At 34.8% G+C, this 13,910-nt stretch carries 18 protein-coding genes; 15 read left to right on the top strand and 3 right to left on the bottom strand.

All coding sequences use genetic code 11. The annotated features are described in order from the left end of the window. Positions 1 to 99 precede the first annotated feature (99 nt). The 4 genes from BHU68_RS16280 (at position 100) to BHU68_RS05210 (ending at position 1,960) form a co-directional block, all read left to right on the top strand. The gene (locus BHU68_RS16280) at positions 100 to 294 is read left to right on the top strand and encodes an AAA family ATPase (RefSeq protein WP_069473042.1); all 195 of its coding nucleotides are present in this window, start codon (positions 100 to 102) and stop codon (positions 292 to 294) included. A 180-nt stretch (positions 295 to 474) separates the two neighbouring features. After that, positions 475 to 699 (top strand): hypothetical protein, encoded by a 225-nt coding sequence (locus tag BHU68_RS05220; RefSeq protein ID WP_069470105.1) that lies wholly within the window; start codon positions 475 to 477, stop codon positions 697 to 699. Between the two features lie 84 nt (positions 700 to 783). Beyond that, positions 784 to 1,548 carry an undecaprenyl-diphosphate phosphatase gene (locus tag BHU68_RS05215; protein WP_069470106.1) on the top strand — a complete coding sequence of 255 codons (765 nt, stop codon included), beginning with the start codon at positions 784 to 786 and terminating at the stop codon, positions 1,546 to 1,548. Positions 1,549 to 1,561: 13 nt separating this feature from the next. Then, positions 1,562 to 1,960, top strand: coding sequence for a VanZ family protein (locus BHU68_RS05210; protein WP_069470107.1), 399 nt, complete (start codon positions 1,562 to 1,564; stop codon positions 1,958 to 1,960). Between the two features lie 12 nt (positions 1,961 to 1,972). On the opposite strand, the gene BHU68_RS05205 is transcribed toward BHU68_RS05210, so the two are convergent. Continuing rightward, positions 1,973 to 3,244: an NAD(P)/FAD-dependent oxidoreductase gene (locus BHU68_RS05205; protein WP_069470108.1), complete on the bottom strand. Its 1,272-nt coding sequence runs from the start codon at positions 3,242 to 3,244 to the stop codon at positions 1,973 to 1,975. A 148-nt stretch (positions 3,245 to 3,392) separates the two neighbouring features. On the opposite strand from BHU68_RS05205, the gene cysE reads away from it, so the two are divergent. Next, positions 3,393 to 4,121 carry a serine O-acetyltransferase gene (gene cysE / locus BHU68_RS05200; RefSeq protein WP_069470109.1) on the top strand — a complete coding sequence of 243 codons (729 nt, stop codon included), beginning with the start codon at positions 3,393 to 3,395 and terminating at the stop codon, positions 4,119 to 4,121. On the opposite strand, the gene smpB is transcribed toward cysE, so the two are convergent. Next, positions 4,118 to 4,585 (bottom strand): SsrA-binding protein SmpB, encoded by a 468-nt coding sequence (gene smpB / locus BHU68_RS05195; protein WP_069470110.1) that lies wholly within the window; start codon positions 4,583 to 4,585, stop codon positions 4,118 to 4,120. The genes cysE and smpB overlap by 4 nt on opposite strands. Positions 4,586 to 4,647: 62 nt before the next feature. Here smpB and BHU68_RS05190 point away from each other — a divergent pair, with 62 nt between their 5' ends. From BHU68_RS05190 to BHU68_RS18270, 7 genes are all read left to right on the top strand, one after another. Further along, on the top strand, positions 4,648 to 6,030 hold the full coding sequence (locus BHU68_RS05190; RefSeq protein WP_069470111.1) for a sodium-dependent transporter: 1,383 nt from the start codon (positions 4,648 to 4,650) through the stop codon (positions 6,028 to 6,030). After that, on the top strand, positions 6,030 to 6,464 hold the full coding sequence (locus BHU68_RS05185) for a type II toxin-antitoxin system RatA family toxin (protein WP_083234243.1): 435 nt from the start codon (positions 6,030 to 6,032) through the stop codon (positions 6,462 to 6,464). The genes BHU68_RS05190 and BHU68_RS05185 overlap by 1 nt, the downstream gene beginning before the upstream one ends. Beyond that, positions 6,445 to 6,759 (top strand): RnfH family protein, encoded by a 315-nt coding sequence (locus BHU68_RS05180; protein WP_320409034.1) that lies wholly within the window; start codon positions 6,445 to 6,447, stop codon positions 6,757 to 6,759. Before BHU68_RS05185 ends, BHU68_RS05180 begins: the two co-directional genes overlap by 20 nt. A 97-nt stretch (positions 6,760 to 6,856) precedes the next feature. After that, the gene (sdhA, locus tag BHU68_RS05175) at positions 6,857 to 8,629 is read left to right on the top strand and encodes a succinate dehydrogenase flavoprotein subunit (protein ID WP_069470113.1); all 1,773 of its coding nucleotides are present in this window, start codon (positions 6,857 to 6,859) and stop codon (positions 8,627 to 8,629) included. Between the two features lie 12 nt (positions 8,630 to 8,641). After that, positions 8,642 to 9,346 (top strand): DNA alkylation repair protein, encoded by a 705-nt coding sequence (locus BHU68_RS05170; protein ID WP_083234244.1) that lies wholly within the window; start codon positions 8,642 to 8,644, stop codon positions 9,344 to 9,346. 32 nt (positions 9,347 to 9,378) lie between these two features. After that, a complete protein-coding gene (locus BHU68_RS05165; RefSeq protein WP_083234245.1) occupies positions 9,379 to 9,771 on the top strand; it encodes a PIN domain-containing protein in 393 nt (130 codons plus the stop codon). Between the two features lie 70 nt (positions 9,772 to 9,841). Continuing rightward, positions 9,842 to 9,964: a DUF4291 family protein gene (locus tag BHU68_RS18270; RefSeq protein WP_216092858.1), complete on the top strand. Its 123-nt coding sequence runs from the start codon at positions 9,842 to 9,844 to the stop codon at positions 9,962 to 9,964. A 7-nt stretch (positions 9,965 to 9,971) separates the two neighbouring features. Here the strand turns inward: BHU68_RS18270 and BHU68_RS05160 are convergent, their stop codons facing one another. After that, a complete protein-coding gene (locus tag BHU68_RS05160) occupies positions 9,972 to 11,027 on the bottom strand; it encodes an ornithine cyclodeaminase family protein (protein ID WP_069470115.1) in 1,056 nt (351 codons plus the stop codon). Between the two features lie 137 nt (positions 11,028 to 11,164). On the opposite strand from BHU68_RS05160, the gene BHU68_RS05155 reads away from it, so the two are divergent. The 3 genes from BHU68_RS05155 to BHU68_RS05145 are packed head-to-tail and all read left to right on the top strand — an operon-like array spanning position 11,165 to position 13,905. Further along, on the top strand, positions 11,165 to 11,434 hold the full coding sequence (locus tag BHU68_RS05155; protein ID WP_069470116.1) for a (2Fe-2S)-binding protein: 270 nt from the start codon (positions 11,165 to 11,167) through the stop codon (positions 11,432 to 11,434). Next, on the top strand, positions 11,427 to 12,797 hold the full coding sequence (locus BHU68_RS05150; RefSeq protein ID WP_069470117.1) for an FAD-dependent oxidoreductase: 1,371 nt from the start codon (positions 11,427 to 11,429) through the stop codon (positions 12,795 to 12,797). The genes BHU68_RS05155 and BHU68_RS05150 overlap by 8 nt, the downstream gene beginning before the upstream one ends. Continuing rightward, the gene (locus BHU68_RS05145) at positions 12,790 to 13,905 is read left to right on the top strand and encodes an NAD(P)/FAD-dependent oxidoreductase (RefSeq protein ID WP_069470118.1); all 1,116 of its coding nucleotides are present in this window, start codon (positions 12,790 to 12,792) and stop codon (positions 13,903 to 13,905) included. Before BHU68_RS05150 ends, BHU68_RS05145 begins: the two co-directional genes overlap by 8 nt. The last annotated feature ends 5 nt before the right edge of the window (positions 13,906 to 13,910 follow it).

Below are 13,910 nucleotides of genomic sequence, written 5' to 3'. Positions count from 1 at the left end.
ATACCTTAAAGGAAGTTTAATTGTTGTATTGAAGCAAATGCTATTCCATATATATTTGAAAGACCTGTCTGGTCTAAAAAAAATCACAAGAGAGAATCCATGTTAAAATTTCCCTACGGATTTAGCGACTTTCATCTAATCAGAACTGAAAACTATTTTTTTGTAGATCGCAGTTCACATATTCGATTAATTGAACAAGCAGGGCATCAAATACTATTCCTGCGCCCCCGCCGCTTTGGTAAAAGTTTTGCTCTTATCAATGCTAGAAAATTACTACGATGTCGCCAAAGCTGATGACTTTGAAACATTATTTGGAAATTTAGCCATTGGCAAAAATCCCACGCCAAAACATTTTTCAAAACAGTAAAGTCAGCTGCTAGTGGGCGAGGTTTAGAAAGAGTTCAGGAATTGATTTATAATCCTACCTTAGTGTTGATGAAATGTTAGAAACTTTATGTAGAGCGAATTTTTGAGATGGTTTTACCTCAAACATCAGAACGCGAACAAGTAAAACAACGAAGTATAGAAGAATTAAAGCAATTAAAAACCGTAAAGGAGAAACTTGCCGAATCTGAACAACAACTACTAGATTATCAAACGCGCCTAAAATCAAAATATAAAGGCTTGCGATTACAACTAATTAGTGTGGTAGCAGTTAGCTTTGAACGAGTAGTGTGGGAAATTGTAAAACAAAAATGATATATTTATATATAATAAAGATGTGGCTTGGCTTTTGCTACAACTAAATTTGGATTTAATTAACTTAACATTGGATATAAATGAATGGATATTTTACAAGCCATAATAATAGGTATTATTGAAGGTTTTACAGAGTTTCTGCCTATTTCTTCAACTGGTCATATGATTGTTGCAAGTCAGTTTTTAGGCATAGAACAGACTGCTGTATTCAAAGCATATGAGGTTATCATACAATTTGCCGCTATATTAGCTGTAATGTTATTGTATAGAGATAAGATAAATATCAAAGAAATTAATCTTTGGACAAAAATAATCGTCGCATTTTTACCTCTTGCCATTATTGGATTTTTATTGAAAGATTGGATCAAAGAAATCTTTATTATCTCAACTGTAGCATGGATGTTTATTATTGGCGGTATAATATTCTTGATTGTTGAATATTTTCATAAAGAAGAAAATTCTAAAGCTAAAGATATTGATGATGTAACATGGCGTCAATCATTATTGATTGGATTTGGACAAGTTCTGTCACTAGTTCCCGGAACCAGTAGAGCTGGTGCCACAATTATCACCGGAATGCTTTCAGGAGTCAACCGTAAAGCATCAACAGAGTTCTCTTTTTTATTGGCAATTCCTGTAATGATGGCAGTTAGTGGCTATGATTTGTTAAAGCACTATGATGAGTTTCTCGGTGCTGATTTAACTGCATTTATAATCGGTTTTATCGTAGCTTTTGTAGTGGCATATTTGACCATCAAACTATTTATAGTGTTTTTACAACGATTTACATTTGTTGCATTCGGTATCTACAGAATATTGTTTGGAATTTTTCTATTGATAATTATATAAGTTTTAAATAATCATGAAACAAACTTTACGTTATAAAACCTTATGGCTTAGCATAGGCATGAGCCTAATCATTACAGTCATAGCACTTTCTTTAATGGCACCACCAACAGATATTATGGATGCCCTACCTAATGATAAATTTGGACATTTTATTGCCTACTTTGCATTAATGGGCTGGTTTGCACAGATTTATCATACCAATAAACAGCGTTGGTTGTATCTGATAGCATTTTTAATATTAGGATTGTTATTAGAAATACTACAAGGATTAGGTGGAGTAAGACATGGAGATTGGGTTGATATGCTTGCCAATAGTGCTGGAGTTGTATCAGCTTTTGTATTAACTAAAACTAAATTGGCTTATATTTTACTATATATTGAAAATCAGACCTGTCAGGTTTTGAAAACCTGACAGGTCTAATTCTTATTTTAAACGTTTAATACCCATCATTTTGAGAACATATTTTTCATATATAGGCTCTGAACTACCTTTCTTCATCTTACGTATGAAATATTTCTCAAATGCTATTTTAGCTAAATGTACCCATTTACCTTTCTTAGCCCAAGTAACATTACGTGGTGGAATTTGTGGAATCGCCACAAATGCAGCACCAGTATCACCAAAGTCAGCTAGACAGATAGTACTCCAAGTACCTAATTTTTCAGCTTCTTCACCTTTGAGATCATGCTCAATATTATGCACCGCAGCAGTCACCATAGACTCAATCATATAACCGGTTTTTGGTGTACCTGTTGCTACAGGTGTTACTTCAACTGGAGGAATCGCAATACATACACCTACTGCATAAATATTTTTATAAGTAGGATTACGTTGATATTGATCAACTTTGATAAAACCACGTGGATTACACAGATTTTCCATTGCAGCAACTGCATCCACGCCCTTAAATGCAGGCAACATCATTGAATAATTAAAAGGTAATTCATGATTTTGAATTACATTACCATGTCTATCATGTTCATCAACAAACATCTTGCCAGCTTCAACTTTTAGAACTTTAGCATTAGTAATCCAACTTATATGACGCTGACGCATCTCAGCTTCTAACATGCCTTTTGAATCACCTACACCACCTAAGCCTAAATGACCAATATAAGGTTCAGATGTAACAAAAGTCATAGGAACTTTATCACGACGTTTCTTCTTACGTAAAGCAGTATCTATAGTCAAAGCATATTCATAAGCTGGACCAAAACAACTTGCACCTTGAGCTGCACCTATGATGGTATGACCGGGATTATCTAATAATTCCTTAAATCCAGTATGGGCTTTTTCAGCATGATCTATAGTACAAATAGAATGAGTATGACCATCAATTGGTCCAGTACCTTCTATTTCATGAAACGCTAATTTAGGTCCAGTTGCTACGATTAAATAATCATAATCAACACTTTCACCATTTTCTAAAGTCAAACGGTTTTTATCTGGCTCAATCTGAGTCACCATTTGAGCAATGAAATTGATTTTTTTCTTTTTTAAAGCTGGTTCAATATTAAAAGTAATATCCTTACGTTTACGCCAACCTACTCCAACCCATGGATTAGAAGGCACAAACTGAAAATATTCAGCGGCATTAATAACAGTTACTTCATGTTTTCTACCTAATTCCGCTTTTGCTTCATAAGCTGCGGGCATTCCGCCTGTACCTGCACCTAATACGACAACATGAGCCATACCAACTCCTTCCTTATATATAAAATTACTAATTCTGTGTGATCTAGGTTAAAATAACCTAGACTCTTAGTCTATATAATTTTATAATAAATTGAAAGTAGTATAATTATTTCATAATATACTAAAATAGTAAAGTATTATAATCAATATGTTAAAAAATTTAAAAGAAGATATAAATTGTGTATTTGATCGCGATCCTGCTGCTCGCAATAAATTTGAAATCCTTACAACTTATCCGGGAGTACATGCGATTTTAATGCACCGTTTTAATCATCGCTTATGGAATGCTGGCTTTCTGTGGTTAGCACGCATATTTTCTACCTTTAGTCGGTGGTTGACAGGAATAGAAATTCACCCCGGTGCCACTATTGGACGACGCTTTTTTATTGATCATGGTATGGGTATTGTGATTGGTGAAACTGCAACAGTTGGTGATGATTGCACACTTTATCATGGTGTAACTTTAGGCGGTACTTCATGGCAACAAGGTAAGCGTCATCCTACATTAGGTAATAATGTAGTTGTGGGCGCAGGCGCAAAAGTATTAGGACCCATTAATATTGCCGATGACACACGTATTGGTTCAAATGCAGTAGTAGTAAAATCTGTATGTGACAAAGGCGCAACAGTTGTTGGTATTCCCGGGCGTATTGTTAAAGTTGATAAAAATCATAAAATTTTTGACGCTTATGGAATGCCTCAAGATACTTCAGATATTGACCCAATGCAATATGCTATTAATAATATGCTGGATGATATTCATAATATTGATGATAAAATGCAAAAAATCTGTCAAATCTTAAAAGAAACTTCTGGAGATAAATTACCGCTAGACTTAGAATCTTGCCAAATTCGTCAAATTAAACCTGACAATTAATGCTTAAATAAACGTTCTTTCTCACGATCCCAATCGCGTTTCTTTTCAGTGTCACGTTTATCATAGTCTTTTTTACCTGTAGCGGCAGCAAATTCTAATTTGATATATCCCTTTTTCCAATACATCGCAGTTGGTACTAATGAATTACCTTTACGTTCTACAATCTCAAACAGTTTAGTTAATTCAGAACGATGTAAAAGTAATTTACGAGTACGTTGTGATTCAGGATGAATATGCGTAGAAGCAGTAGGTAAAGGGGTAATTATTGCACCTAGTAACCATGCTTCATTATCTTTCATAAGCACATAGGTATCATTCAATTGCAATTTCCCAGCACGTAAACTTTTTACTTCCCAACCTTGTAAAGCGATACCAGCTTCAAAGCGATCACCTAAGAAATAATCAAAGCGCGATTTTTTATTTAGACCAATTGTACTGCTGGGTATTTTAGATTTTTTTTTCATAATGGTTGTATTTTTGCTAAACTTACTATGATTATATCATTAATTTTAATAGAGCAAATAATATGACAACGAATATACAGAATCAATGGTCATCTCAAATGGGCTTTATACTTGCCGCGATTGGTTCAGCGGTTGGTTTAGGTAATATTTGGAAATTTCCTTATTTAACAGGAGAATATGGAGGCGGTGCCTTTGTTATTATTTATTTAATATGTGTAGTTTTAATGGGTTTACCCATTATGATGGCAGAAGTTCTATTAGGAAAACGTGGTGCTGGTAGCCCAGTTGCTAGTATGCGCAATCTTGCTAAAGAAGCTGGGCAATCTCGATTATGGCAATTATTAGGTTGGTTAGGTGTGATAGCTGGTTTTCTAGTTTTATCATATTATAGTGTCATCGCAGGTTGGACTTTAGATTATGTTTGGAATTCAGCATCAGGTACATTTGCCACAAATAATACCCCCGCAGCTATAAAATCAATATTTACTGATTTAACCAGTAATCCCACCTATCTCTTAATTCTACATAGCATATTCATGCTTGTTACCATCATAATATTAGCCCGTGGAGTACAAGGCGGTTTAGAACGCGCTGTTAAATTCATGATTCCTGCTTTATTTGTTGTATTAATAATGTTATTAGCATATGCTATCAGCACACCAAAATTTATGGATGGTGTGCATTTTATGTTTGATATAAATTTCAACAAGTTTTTTTATCCAGATGGTGAAAATTTCAGTGGCAAAGGCATATTAGTGGCAATGGGGCAAGCCTTTTTTAGCTTGAGTTTGGGTATGGGTGCCATTATGGTTTATGGTGCATATTTACCAAAAGACGCCTCGATTGCTAAAACAACCGCAATAGTTGCTTTCGCTGATACTTTAGTTGCAATTTTAGCAGGCTTGATTATATTCCCAATCGTATTTAGTAATGGTTTAGAACCCAATGCTGGAGTTGGATTAGTATTTCAAACTTTACCAATAGCATTTGGACAAATGCCATTTGGCAATATATTTGGCAGTTTGTTTTTTCTGTTATTAACATTAGCGGCATTAAGTTCAGCAATATCATTAATTGAACCCGCAATTGCATGGCTAGTTGAAACTGGTAAATGCGCTCGTGTAAGTGCTACAATTGTAATTGGTATAGCGACTTGGTTGCTTGGATTTGTAACTATATTTTCATTTAATGAATGGAGCGAATTCAAACTATTCTCAATGAATATGTTTGAACTCATAGATTATGTTACCAGTAATATCATGTTGCCATTAGGCGGAATATTAATGGCTATATTTGTTGCTTGGTTGATGAAATCCGAAGATGTTACCAGCGAATTAAAAGTATCAGCGCAAAATTTCGGCTATCAAATCTGGAACTTCCTATTACGTTATATCATTCCATTGGCAGTAACTTTAGTATTTTTAAATGCAATCGGAATCTTTTAGTGAAGCATATTAATAAAACGGCTTTAGTGCCGTACAACTGTTCTGAAATGTTTGATTTAGTTAATAATGTTAAGGATTATCCAAAATTTTTACCTTGGTGCAAATCAGTTACATTAATATCTCAAACAGATTCAGAAATAGTTGCAAGCATTCAAATGGGGGGGGCTGGTTTACAGCAAAGTTTTACCACCAAAAATATCCTTACACCCAATAAAACAATTCAAATGTCGCTAGTAAATGGACCATTTGATCATTTATCTGGTGCTTGGAAATTTGATCAACTAGGTAATGAAGGCTGTAAAATATCTTTAAATCTGGACTTTGAAATTAAAAATCGACTGTTAAATATGAGCTTGGGACCAGTTTTTACTAAAATTTGTAGCAGTTTACTTGATGGTTTTATAAACCGAGCTAATGAAATACATGGAAAATAACACCATTGATATAGAAGTAGCTTATGCAAAACCTGAAGAACAAATGATTATATCTTTAAAAGTTGCAAGTGGCTGCACAGCAGAAGAAGCAATTGAAAAGTCGGATATTTTAAGCAAATTTCCAGAAATTGAACTAAAGAAGATAGGTATTTTTAGTAAACCTTGTAGCCTAAAAACGCAACTACGAGAATCAGATCGTGTAGAAATTTACCGCCCATTGATTGCAGATCCAAAAGAATTGCGTAAACAACGCGCTGCACAAGGGAAAGTCATGAAAAAAGGTGGTAATAAATAACCCTGTCAACTTTTTAAACAAACCTGACAGGTTTTAAAAACCTGTCAGGTTTAACTCCGTTAGAGTTATTTGCGGAGAATACATTTAATAATTCCTAATGTCTTATAAAATTATAGATCATCGTTATGATGTAATTATTGTCGGTGCTGGTGGTGCCGGCTTACGTGCTACTTTGGGTATGGCAGAAAAGGGCTTGATAACTGCTTGTATTACCAAAGTTTTTCCTACTCGTAGTCATACTGTTGCCGCTCAAGGCGGTATTAGTGCTTCATTGGGTAATATGGGTGAGGATGATTGGCGTTGGCATATGTATGACACTGTTAAGGGTTCTGATTGGTTGGGTGATCAGGATGCTATTGAATATATGTGTCGTGAGGCAGTGCCAGCAGTTATTGAATTGGAACATTATGGTGTTCCATTTTCACGTACTGAGGATGGTAAAATTTATCAGCGTCCATTTGGTGGTATGACTACTAATTATGGCGAAGGCACTGCTCAACGCACTTGCGCTGCCGCTGATAGAACTGGTCATGCTATTTTACATACTCTTTATCAGCAATCACTGAAACATCACGCCGAATTTTTTATTGAGTATTTTGTACTTGATTTAATTATGGATGATGATGGTAGTTGTCGCGGAGTCATGGCTTTAAATATGGCTGATGGAACTATTCATCGTTTTAGTGCCCATATGGTGGTGTTGGCAACTGGTGGTTATGGGCGTACTTATTTATCTTGTACTTCTGCTCATACTTGTACTGGTGATGGCAATGGAATGGCACTCCGTGCTGGTTTGCCATTACAAGATATGGAATTTATACAATTTCATCCAACAGGTATTTATGGTTCTGGATGTTTAATTAGTGAAGGTGTGCGCGGAGAAGGTGGATTTTTAATGAATTCTGAGGGTGAGCGATTTATGGAACGCTATGCTCCTCATGCTAAAGATTTGGCTTCACGTGATGTTGTAAGTCGCGCTATTACTATGGAATTACGTGCAGGGCGTGGCTTTGGAGAACATAAAGATTATATTCATTTACACCTAGAACATCTAAGTTCAGAAATAATTAGTGAACGATTACCCGGAATTGCTGAATTAGCCAAAATTTTCGCAGGGGTTGATGTTACTAAACAGCCAATTCCAGTTTTACCGACAGTTCATTATAATATGGGCGGCATTCCTACTAATCACTATGGCGAAGTAGTGACACTGAAAGATCGAGTAATACCCGGATTAATGGCAATTGGAGAATGCGCATGTGTCTCAGTTCATGGAGCCAATCGTTTAGGTTCTAATTCTTTACTCGACATCATAGTATTTGGAAGAGCGGCAGCAATACGTTGTGCCCAAATTATGGCACGCAAAGCTCCACACAAACCATTAGCTAAAAATGCTGGTGAAGAAGCTTTAGAACGCTTAGATAAATTACGCTATGCCAATGGCAATCAAAATACCGCAGCAATTCGCCAGAATATGCAAACTGTAATGCAACACCATGCCTCAGTATTTAGAACTCAAGAAAGTCTGGAACAAGGCGTAGATAAAATTGAACAAGTTTATAATAGCTTTAGTGATGTAAAAGTTACAGATAGATCACTAATTTGGAATTCTGACTTAATTGAAACTTTGGAACTAGACAACCTACGCGGGCAAGCAGTAGTAGCCATGAATTCAGCTCTAAATCGCACCGAAAGTAGAGGCAGCCATGCCCGTGAAGACTATCCAAAACGCGATGATGAAAACTGGCTAAAACACAGTTTAGCATGGCTAAATGTTGAAGGCAAAGTTCAACTTGATTATCGCCCAGTTCATATGTTTACTTTGACTGATGATGTTGAAGTAATTCCGCCTAAAGAGAGGGTTTATTAGTTTATCCATTTTATGATATATCAAACCATACTTGATCACCTACACAGTTTATCCAATCCAGAAATAGCCAAGCATTCTCAGCATTTTTTTAAAACTGCAAAGGGAGAATATGGATATGGTGATAAATTTCTGGGTATTCGAGTTCCAATGATTCGTCAAACTGTCAAGAAGTATAAAAATACTTCATTAGAAGTTACACAAAAACTTTTACAATCCAACTATCATGAAATTCGTCTATTTGCATTACTTGTTTTAGTTGAGCAATTTTCTAAAGCTAATGCTGATCAGCAGAATCAAATTTATAAAATCTATTTGGCTAACACACAGTATATAAATAACTGGGATTTAGTTGATACAACTGCTCCACATATTGTTGGAAAGTACCTAGATAATAAGGATAAATCCATATTGCATGAACTATCTAAGTCAAGTTGTCTATGGAAACGACGAATAGCAATTATGTCCACATTTACTTTCATTAGAAATCATGATTTTGAAGAAACATTACAAATTTCAGAGCTGTTACTAAATGATCAAGAAGATTTAATTCATAAAGCGGTAGGATGGATGTTAAGAGAAATTGGCAAGAGAAATTTATTGAAAGAAACTGAATTCTTGAAATTGTATTATAAAACAATGCCAAGAACTATGTTAAGATATGCTATTGAAAAATTTAACAAAGAAGAACGGCAAAAATATCTCAAAGGTTTGATATAATCAATACTATTATATAACAAACTTTGAATTAGATGAATACATTTTTTATAATGTACGTAATCGCAGTACAGGGCGTGAGGTATTTTTATGTAAAGTATCTACTTGATACTAATGTTCTTTCAGAACCAATACGTCCTAAACCAAATCAACAAATATTAAACAAACTTGAACAACATCAAGATGAACTTGCAACAGCTACCTTAGTTTGGCATGAATTGCTATTTGGTTGCCAACGCTTACCAGTTTCACGTAAACGTAAGATACTTGAACAATATTTATATGAAACTGTAACTCAAATGCCGATTTTGTACATTCAAGAAGCAGCAGAATGGCACGCTCAAGAACGCGCACGTTTAAGTTTAAATGGAAAAATGCTGAAGGCAAAGTTAAGATTGATTATCGCCCTGTTCATATGTTTACTTTGACTGATGATGTAGAAGTAATTCCGCCGAAGGAGAGAATGGATATTTTGGAGGGCAGTTTAGTTTTGACAGAATGACGTGGATAAAAACTAACTTTCTTTGGATGATGTATCGTTCCGAATGGGGAACCAAGCAAGGACAGGAAACAGTATATGTGCCTCCTCATGAAGTGTCCCCAAATTTGAATTATAGCTAAATTATTGCTACACCCGTATCCAATCTTTTAGCTCTTCATGTTGGAATATCATAGATTCTTGAATGTTGAGATTCTGTCCTGCTTCTGCTTCTTTGGCACGCTTATACATCGCATGAGCAATAGCAACATCGACATAAGCAAGGCCAACAGCATTGAAGTAGATTCGTTCTTCATCTGTCTCACGCCCGCTTTTTTCTCCAGTCAAAACATCAACTAAGTTTGCATGAATGTCACTGTCCGCTAGTTCTCCATCTTTATACATGAGGCTGAGAGTTTGTGTTCTGTGCTTAACATTTTCCCAATCATCACAAACTATCTTGTCACATTGTTTTGCAACATTATATTCATCTTCCCAACCGCCTACATGGCTGTAGAAAGCTCCGGGCTTCATCCATGCTGCTTTAAGTAGAGGCGCCTGTGTACTTGTGGCAGTAACAATGATGTCAGCATCTTCTATGGCAACCTGTGCCTTTGTGTTTGCTGCGATGAAATGTATATTTGGAAAAATAGCACTCATTTCTTTAATGAACTGCTGTTCTTCGTAGTCATATTTGGCTGATACTCGGCATTCTTCAATCGAAGGCACTGCTGTCTTCATGGCTATAAACTGCATTTTGGCTTGCTCCCCTGCTCCAATAAAACCGATACTCTTAGAATCCTGCCGTGCAAAATGCTTGGCTGCAATTGCGCCCATGGCACCAACGCGCATATTTGAACATAGTGTTCCGTCCATAAATGCGAGTGGGAAGCCTTTCTCAATCTCGGAAAGAATCATTACAGCAGAAAGGTTTTGAACTCCGTATTTTTGAGGGTTGCCGGGGAAAACTGATACCCATTTAACACCACATATTTTTTCTGACAAAAGGGTGGCAGGTAAGCAGTTAATCCTATCTTGACTATTTTTGTAAAATATTTGGACAATTTTATCAGGAAAAAGGATCTTTTTTTCTTGAAAAGCAAGTATTGCAGCTTCTGCTGTAGATATAGCCAGACGCATATCAAAACATCCTGCTTTAAGAAGATCTTCTTGTGAAAGATAAAGGCTTTGTATTTTGTTTGTCATATTTGCATTCCTTAAAATTGATGGATCAAAATACGAGCCTAGCAGTTTTTATGCCACAGTGTTGAACATTGTTGATGCTTGACTATATTATTTAATGGGTATATTGTATTGTCTTTAATAGGCAAAAAGGAAAATTAATGACCAGATTAATTGATAAAGGTAAAGATATATCTTTTAGCTTTAACAATAAAAAATACAAAGCCAAAGAAGGAGATAGTATTGCAGCAGCACTATTTGCTAATGGCATTAGAACCAATAGAAAAACATTTGGCAAAAATACCCCAAGAGGAAGTTTTTGTTTTATGGGGGTATGTTTTGAGTGCTTAGTCAAAATAGATGGAGTTAGAGCAATTCAAGGCTGTAGAACTAAACTTCGTGAAGGAATGGAGATTGAAGAAGATGCCTGATACAGAGATATATGATGTTGTTATTGTTGGTTCTGGACCCGCTGGAATTCAAGCTACTATTAATTTACAAGGTTATGGCTTAAAGATTGCCCTTTTAGATGACAGTTCAACTCTAGGTGGACATATATATAAAGAAGTTCAAAAAAATAGTACAAAAACCGATTTTTTTGAACAGGATTATCTAAAAGGATTCGACTTAATCAAACAGATAAATTTAAATAAAATTAGCTACATAAATAATTCTTATGTTTGGAACATTAATCCAAAACTAGAGATTTACTATTCACAACAAGGCACATCTTATAAAATAAAAGCTAAAAAAATACTGATAGCAACTGGCTCCTTAGAGAGACCATTTCCTGTAAAAGGTTGGACACTTCCGGGAGTTATTGGAACAACTGCTGCACAAATTCTTTTAAAAGAATCTTTGATTGTAAAAGATGATGCAGTTTTTATAGGTAGTGGCGCACTATTTTACTATGTTATTTCTCAATATTTAGATTCTGGAGCCAAGATTAAAGCAGTTATAGATACAACTCCTTTAAATAATTATTTTAAAGCCGCTAAGCATCTGCCAAAAGCATTATTGAAATTTGGGTTTTTTATCAAGGCACTAGGATTCTTTGCCAAATTTAGAAAACATAAGTTAAAAGTCTATCATTTTGTAGATGAACTTATGTTTGAAGGTGATGATGAACTAAAAACTGTAGTATTTAAAAAAGGTTCAAAGCAAGTCAAAATTGATACTGATATAGCTTTTATACATAATGGATTAGCTCCAAATATCAACTTACAACTGCAAGTTGGATGTGATTATGAATATTCTAAAGCAACAAGAACTGTAAATATCAAAACTGATGAATTTATGCAAAGTTCAGTTGATAATATATTTGTTGTAGGAGATGGCAAGAGTATTAGGGGTGTTGATGTTGCTATAGTAGAAGCAAAAATTGCGGCGAATAAAATATTAAATGATTTTAATAAAATTCAAAAAGTTACTACATATCAAAAACAATTAAAATCTCATATGCAAATCAGAGATTTTTTAAACACCTTATATTTACCTCATAAAAATTTTTTATCTCCAAGTGATGATGATGTAATTATTTGTAGATGTGAAGAAGTAACATTAAAACAGATAAAGAATGGTTTAGAACGGAACTGTAAAGAAACCAATAGCATAAAAAGCTTTACTAGATGTGGTATGGGAAGTTGCCAATCAAGATTCTGTGGATTAACTTTACTGGAAGTTATCTCAAAACATACAAATACACCTATAGAAGAATTAAAATATTTGAAAATTAGATCACCAATTAAACCAATTGGAATAGAAGAGATGGGAAGCTTAGTAGAATATGAATAGTTATGATGCAATAGTAATTGGTGGGGGCATTCAAGGCTGTAGTGTTGCTTACAATCTTGCAGACAATGGTTTAAAAGTTCTTGTTTTAGAAAAAGATTATTGTGGTCGCCATGCTTCTGGAGTTAATGCTGGTGGAGTTAGACGATTAGGTAGAGATCTTCGAGAACTTGAATTGTCTGATTTTTCTATGAAAGAGTATTGGCATAAGTTAGATAGCTTTTTAGATGAAGATTGCGAATATGAAAAAGTACCACAAATTAAAATTGCAATGGATGAAGAGGCTTTAGAGTTTTCTAAAAATAGAGTCGAACAAGTAAAAGCTATGGGCTTTGAACATGAACAATTAATAGATACTAGTACTCTAAAAAACTTCGTTCCTGATGTATCAGATAAAGCACTGGGTGCGATTTTAGTAGAAGACGATGGTCATGCAAATCCCTTTAAAACTACTGTCGCTATAAAACACAAAGCGATTAAATATGGTGTATCTATAAGAGAAGGCGAGAAAGTTTTAGATATAAAAGGAGATGATAAAACTTCTTGGAAAGTTACAACAGATAAAGATGTATTTAATGCCAAGTATATAATCAATTGTGCTGGAGCTTGGGGTGATAAGATCGCCAAAATGTTTGGTGAAGATGTCCCTTTTGAAGCAGTCTGCCTTTTACTTAGCATCACATCCAAAATAGACCTATTTTTAAAACCAGTTATTGGTTTTCAAAGGCGGGCTCTGTCATTAAAGCAATTTTCCAACGGCTCGCTAATGATAGGCGGGGCATTTAAAGGATCATTAAATTTAGAAACCAATGAAACAATAGTAGATTTTACTCAAATAGCACGCAATGTTAGCAATGCTACTGAACTTTTTCCAAAACTAAAAAATGCTAAAATTGTTAGAAGCTGGGGTGGAATTGAAGCGATATGTGAAGATAAAATTCCTATCATCTCTAAAAGTAGCAAATATGAAACTGTGATACACAACTTTGGATATAGTGCGCATGGTTTCCAACCAGCATTTGGCTCAGGTAAAATTGTGTCTCAAATGTTGTTAGATCAAAAGCTTAGTATTAATAATGTTGATGAATTTAGAATTAATAGATTTGTCTAAAGAAA

The organism is Candidatus Marithrix sp. Canyon 246, from assembly GCF_001723685.1.
Lineage (GTDB): Bacteria > Pseudomonadota > Gammaproteobacteria > Beggiatoales > Beggiatoaceae > Marithrix.
Note: the sequence above shows the minus strand (reverse complement) of the source record. Positions and strands in the feature narration are given on the sequence as shown.

Excerpts from the sequence above, each read along its gene's own strand:
- sdhA (WP_069470113.1), top strand. The coding sequence starts at position 6,857 with ATGTCTTATAAAATTATAGATCATCGTTATGATGTAATTATTGTCGGT.
- cysE (WP_069470109.1), top strand. The coding sequence starts at position 3,393 with ATGTTAAAAAATTTAAAAGAAGATATAAATTGTGTATTTGATCGCGAT.
- BHU68_RS05170 (WP_083234244.1), top strand. The coding sequence starts at position 8,642 with ATGATATATCAAACCATACTTGATCACCTACACAGTTTATCCAATCCA.
- BHU68_RS05160 (WP_069470115.1), bottom strand. The coding sequence starts at position 11,027 with ATGACAAACAAAATACAAAGCCTTTATCTTTCACAAGAAGATCTTCTT.
- BHU68_RS05165 (WP_083234245.1), top strand. The coding sequence starts at position 9,379 with ATGAATACATTTTTTATAATGTACGTAATCGCAGTACAGGGCGTGAGG.
- BHU68_RS18270 (WP_216092858.1), top strand. The coding sequence starts at position 9,842 with ATGACGTGGATAAAAACTAACTTTCTTTGGATGATGTATCGTTCCGAA.
- BHU68_RS05145 (WP_069470118.1), top strand. The coding sequence starts at position 12,790 with ATGAATAGTTATGATGCAATAGTAATTGGTGGGGGCATTCAAGGCTGT.
- BHU68_RS05210 (WP_069470107.1), top strand. The coding sequence starts at position 1,562 with ATGAAACAAACTTTACGTTATAAAACCTTATGGCTTAGCATAGGCATG.
- BHU68_RS05180 (WP_320409034.1), top strand. The coding sequence starts at position 6,445 with ATGAAATACATGGAAAATAACACCATTGATATAGAAGTAGCTTATGCA.
- BHU68_RS05155 (WP_069470116.1), top strand. The coding sequence starts at position 11,165 with ATGACCAGATTAATTGATAAAGGTAAAGATATATCTTTTAGCTTTAAC.
- smpB (WP_069470110.1), bottom strand. The coding sequence starts at position 4,585 with ATGAAAAAAAAATCTAAAATACCCAGCAGTACAATTGGTCTAAATAAA.
- BHU68_RS05150 (WP_069470117.1), top strand. The coding sequence starts at position 11,427 with ATGCCTGATACAGAGATATATGATGTTGTTATTGTTGGTTCTGGACCC.
- BHU68_RS05205 (WP_069470108.1), bottom strand. The coding sequence starts at position 3,244 with ATGGCTCATGTTGTCGTATTAGGTGCAGGTACAGGCGGAATGCCCGCA.
- BHU68_RS16280 (WP_069473042.1), top strand. The coding sequence starts at position 100 with ATGTTAAAATTTCCCTACGGATTTAGCGACTTTCATCTAATCAGAACT.
- BHU68_RS05220 (WP_069470105.1), top strand. The coding sequence starts at position 475 with ATGGTTTTACCTCAAACATCAGAACGCGAACAAGTAAAACAACGAAGT.
- BHU68_RS05190 (WP_069470111.1), top strand. The coding sequence starts at position 4,648 with ATGACAACGAATATACAGAATCAATGGTCATCTCAAATGGGCTTTATA.
- BHU68_RS05215 (WP_069470106.1), top strand. The coding sequence starts at position 784 with ATGGATATTTTACAAGCCATAATAATAGGTATTATTGAAGGTTTTACA.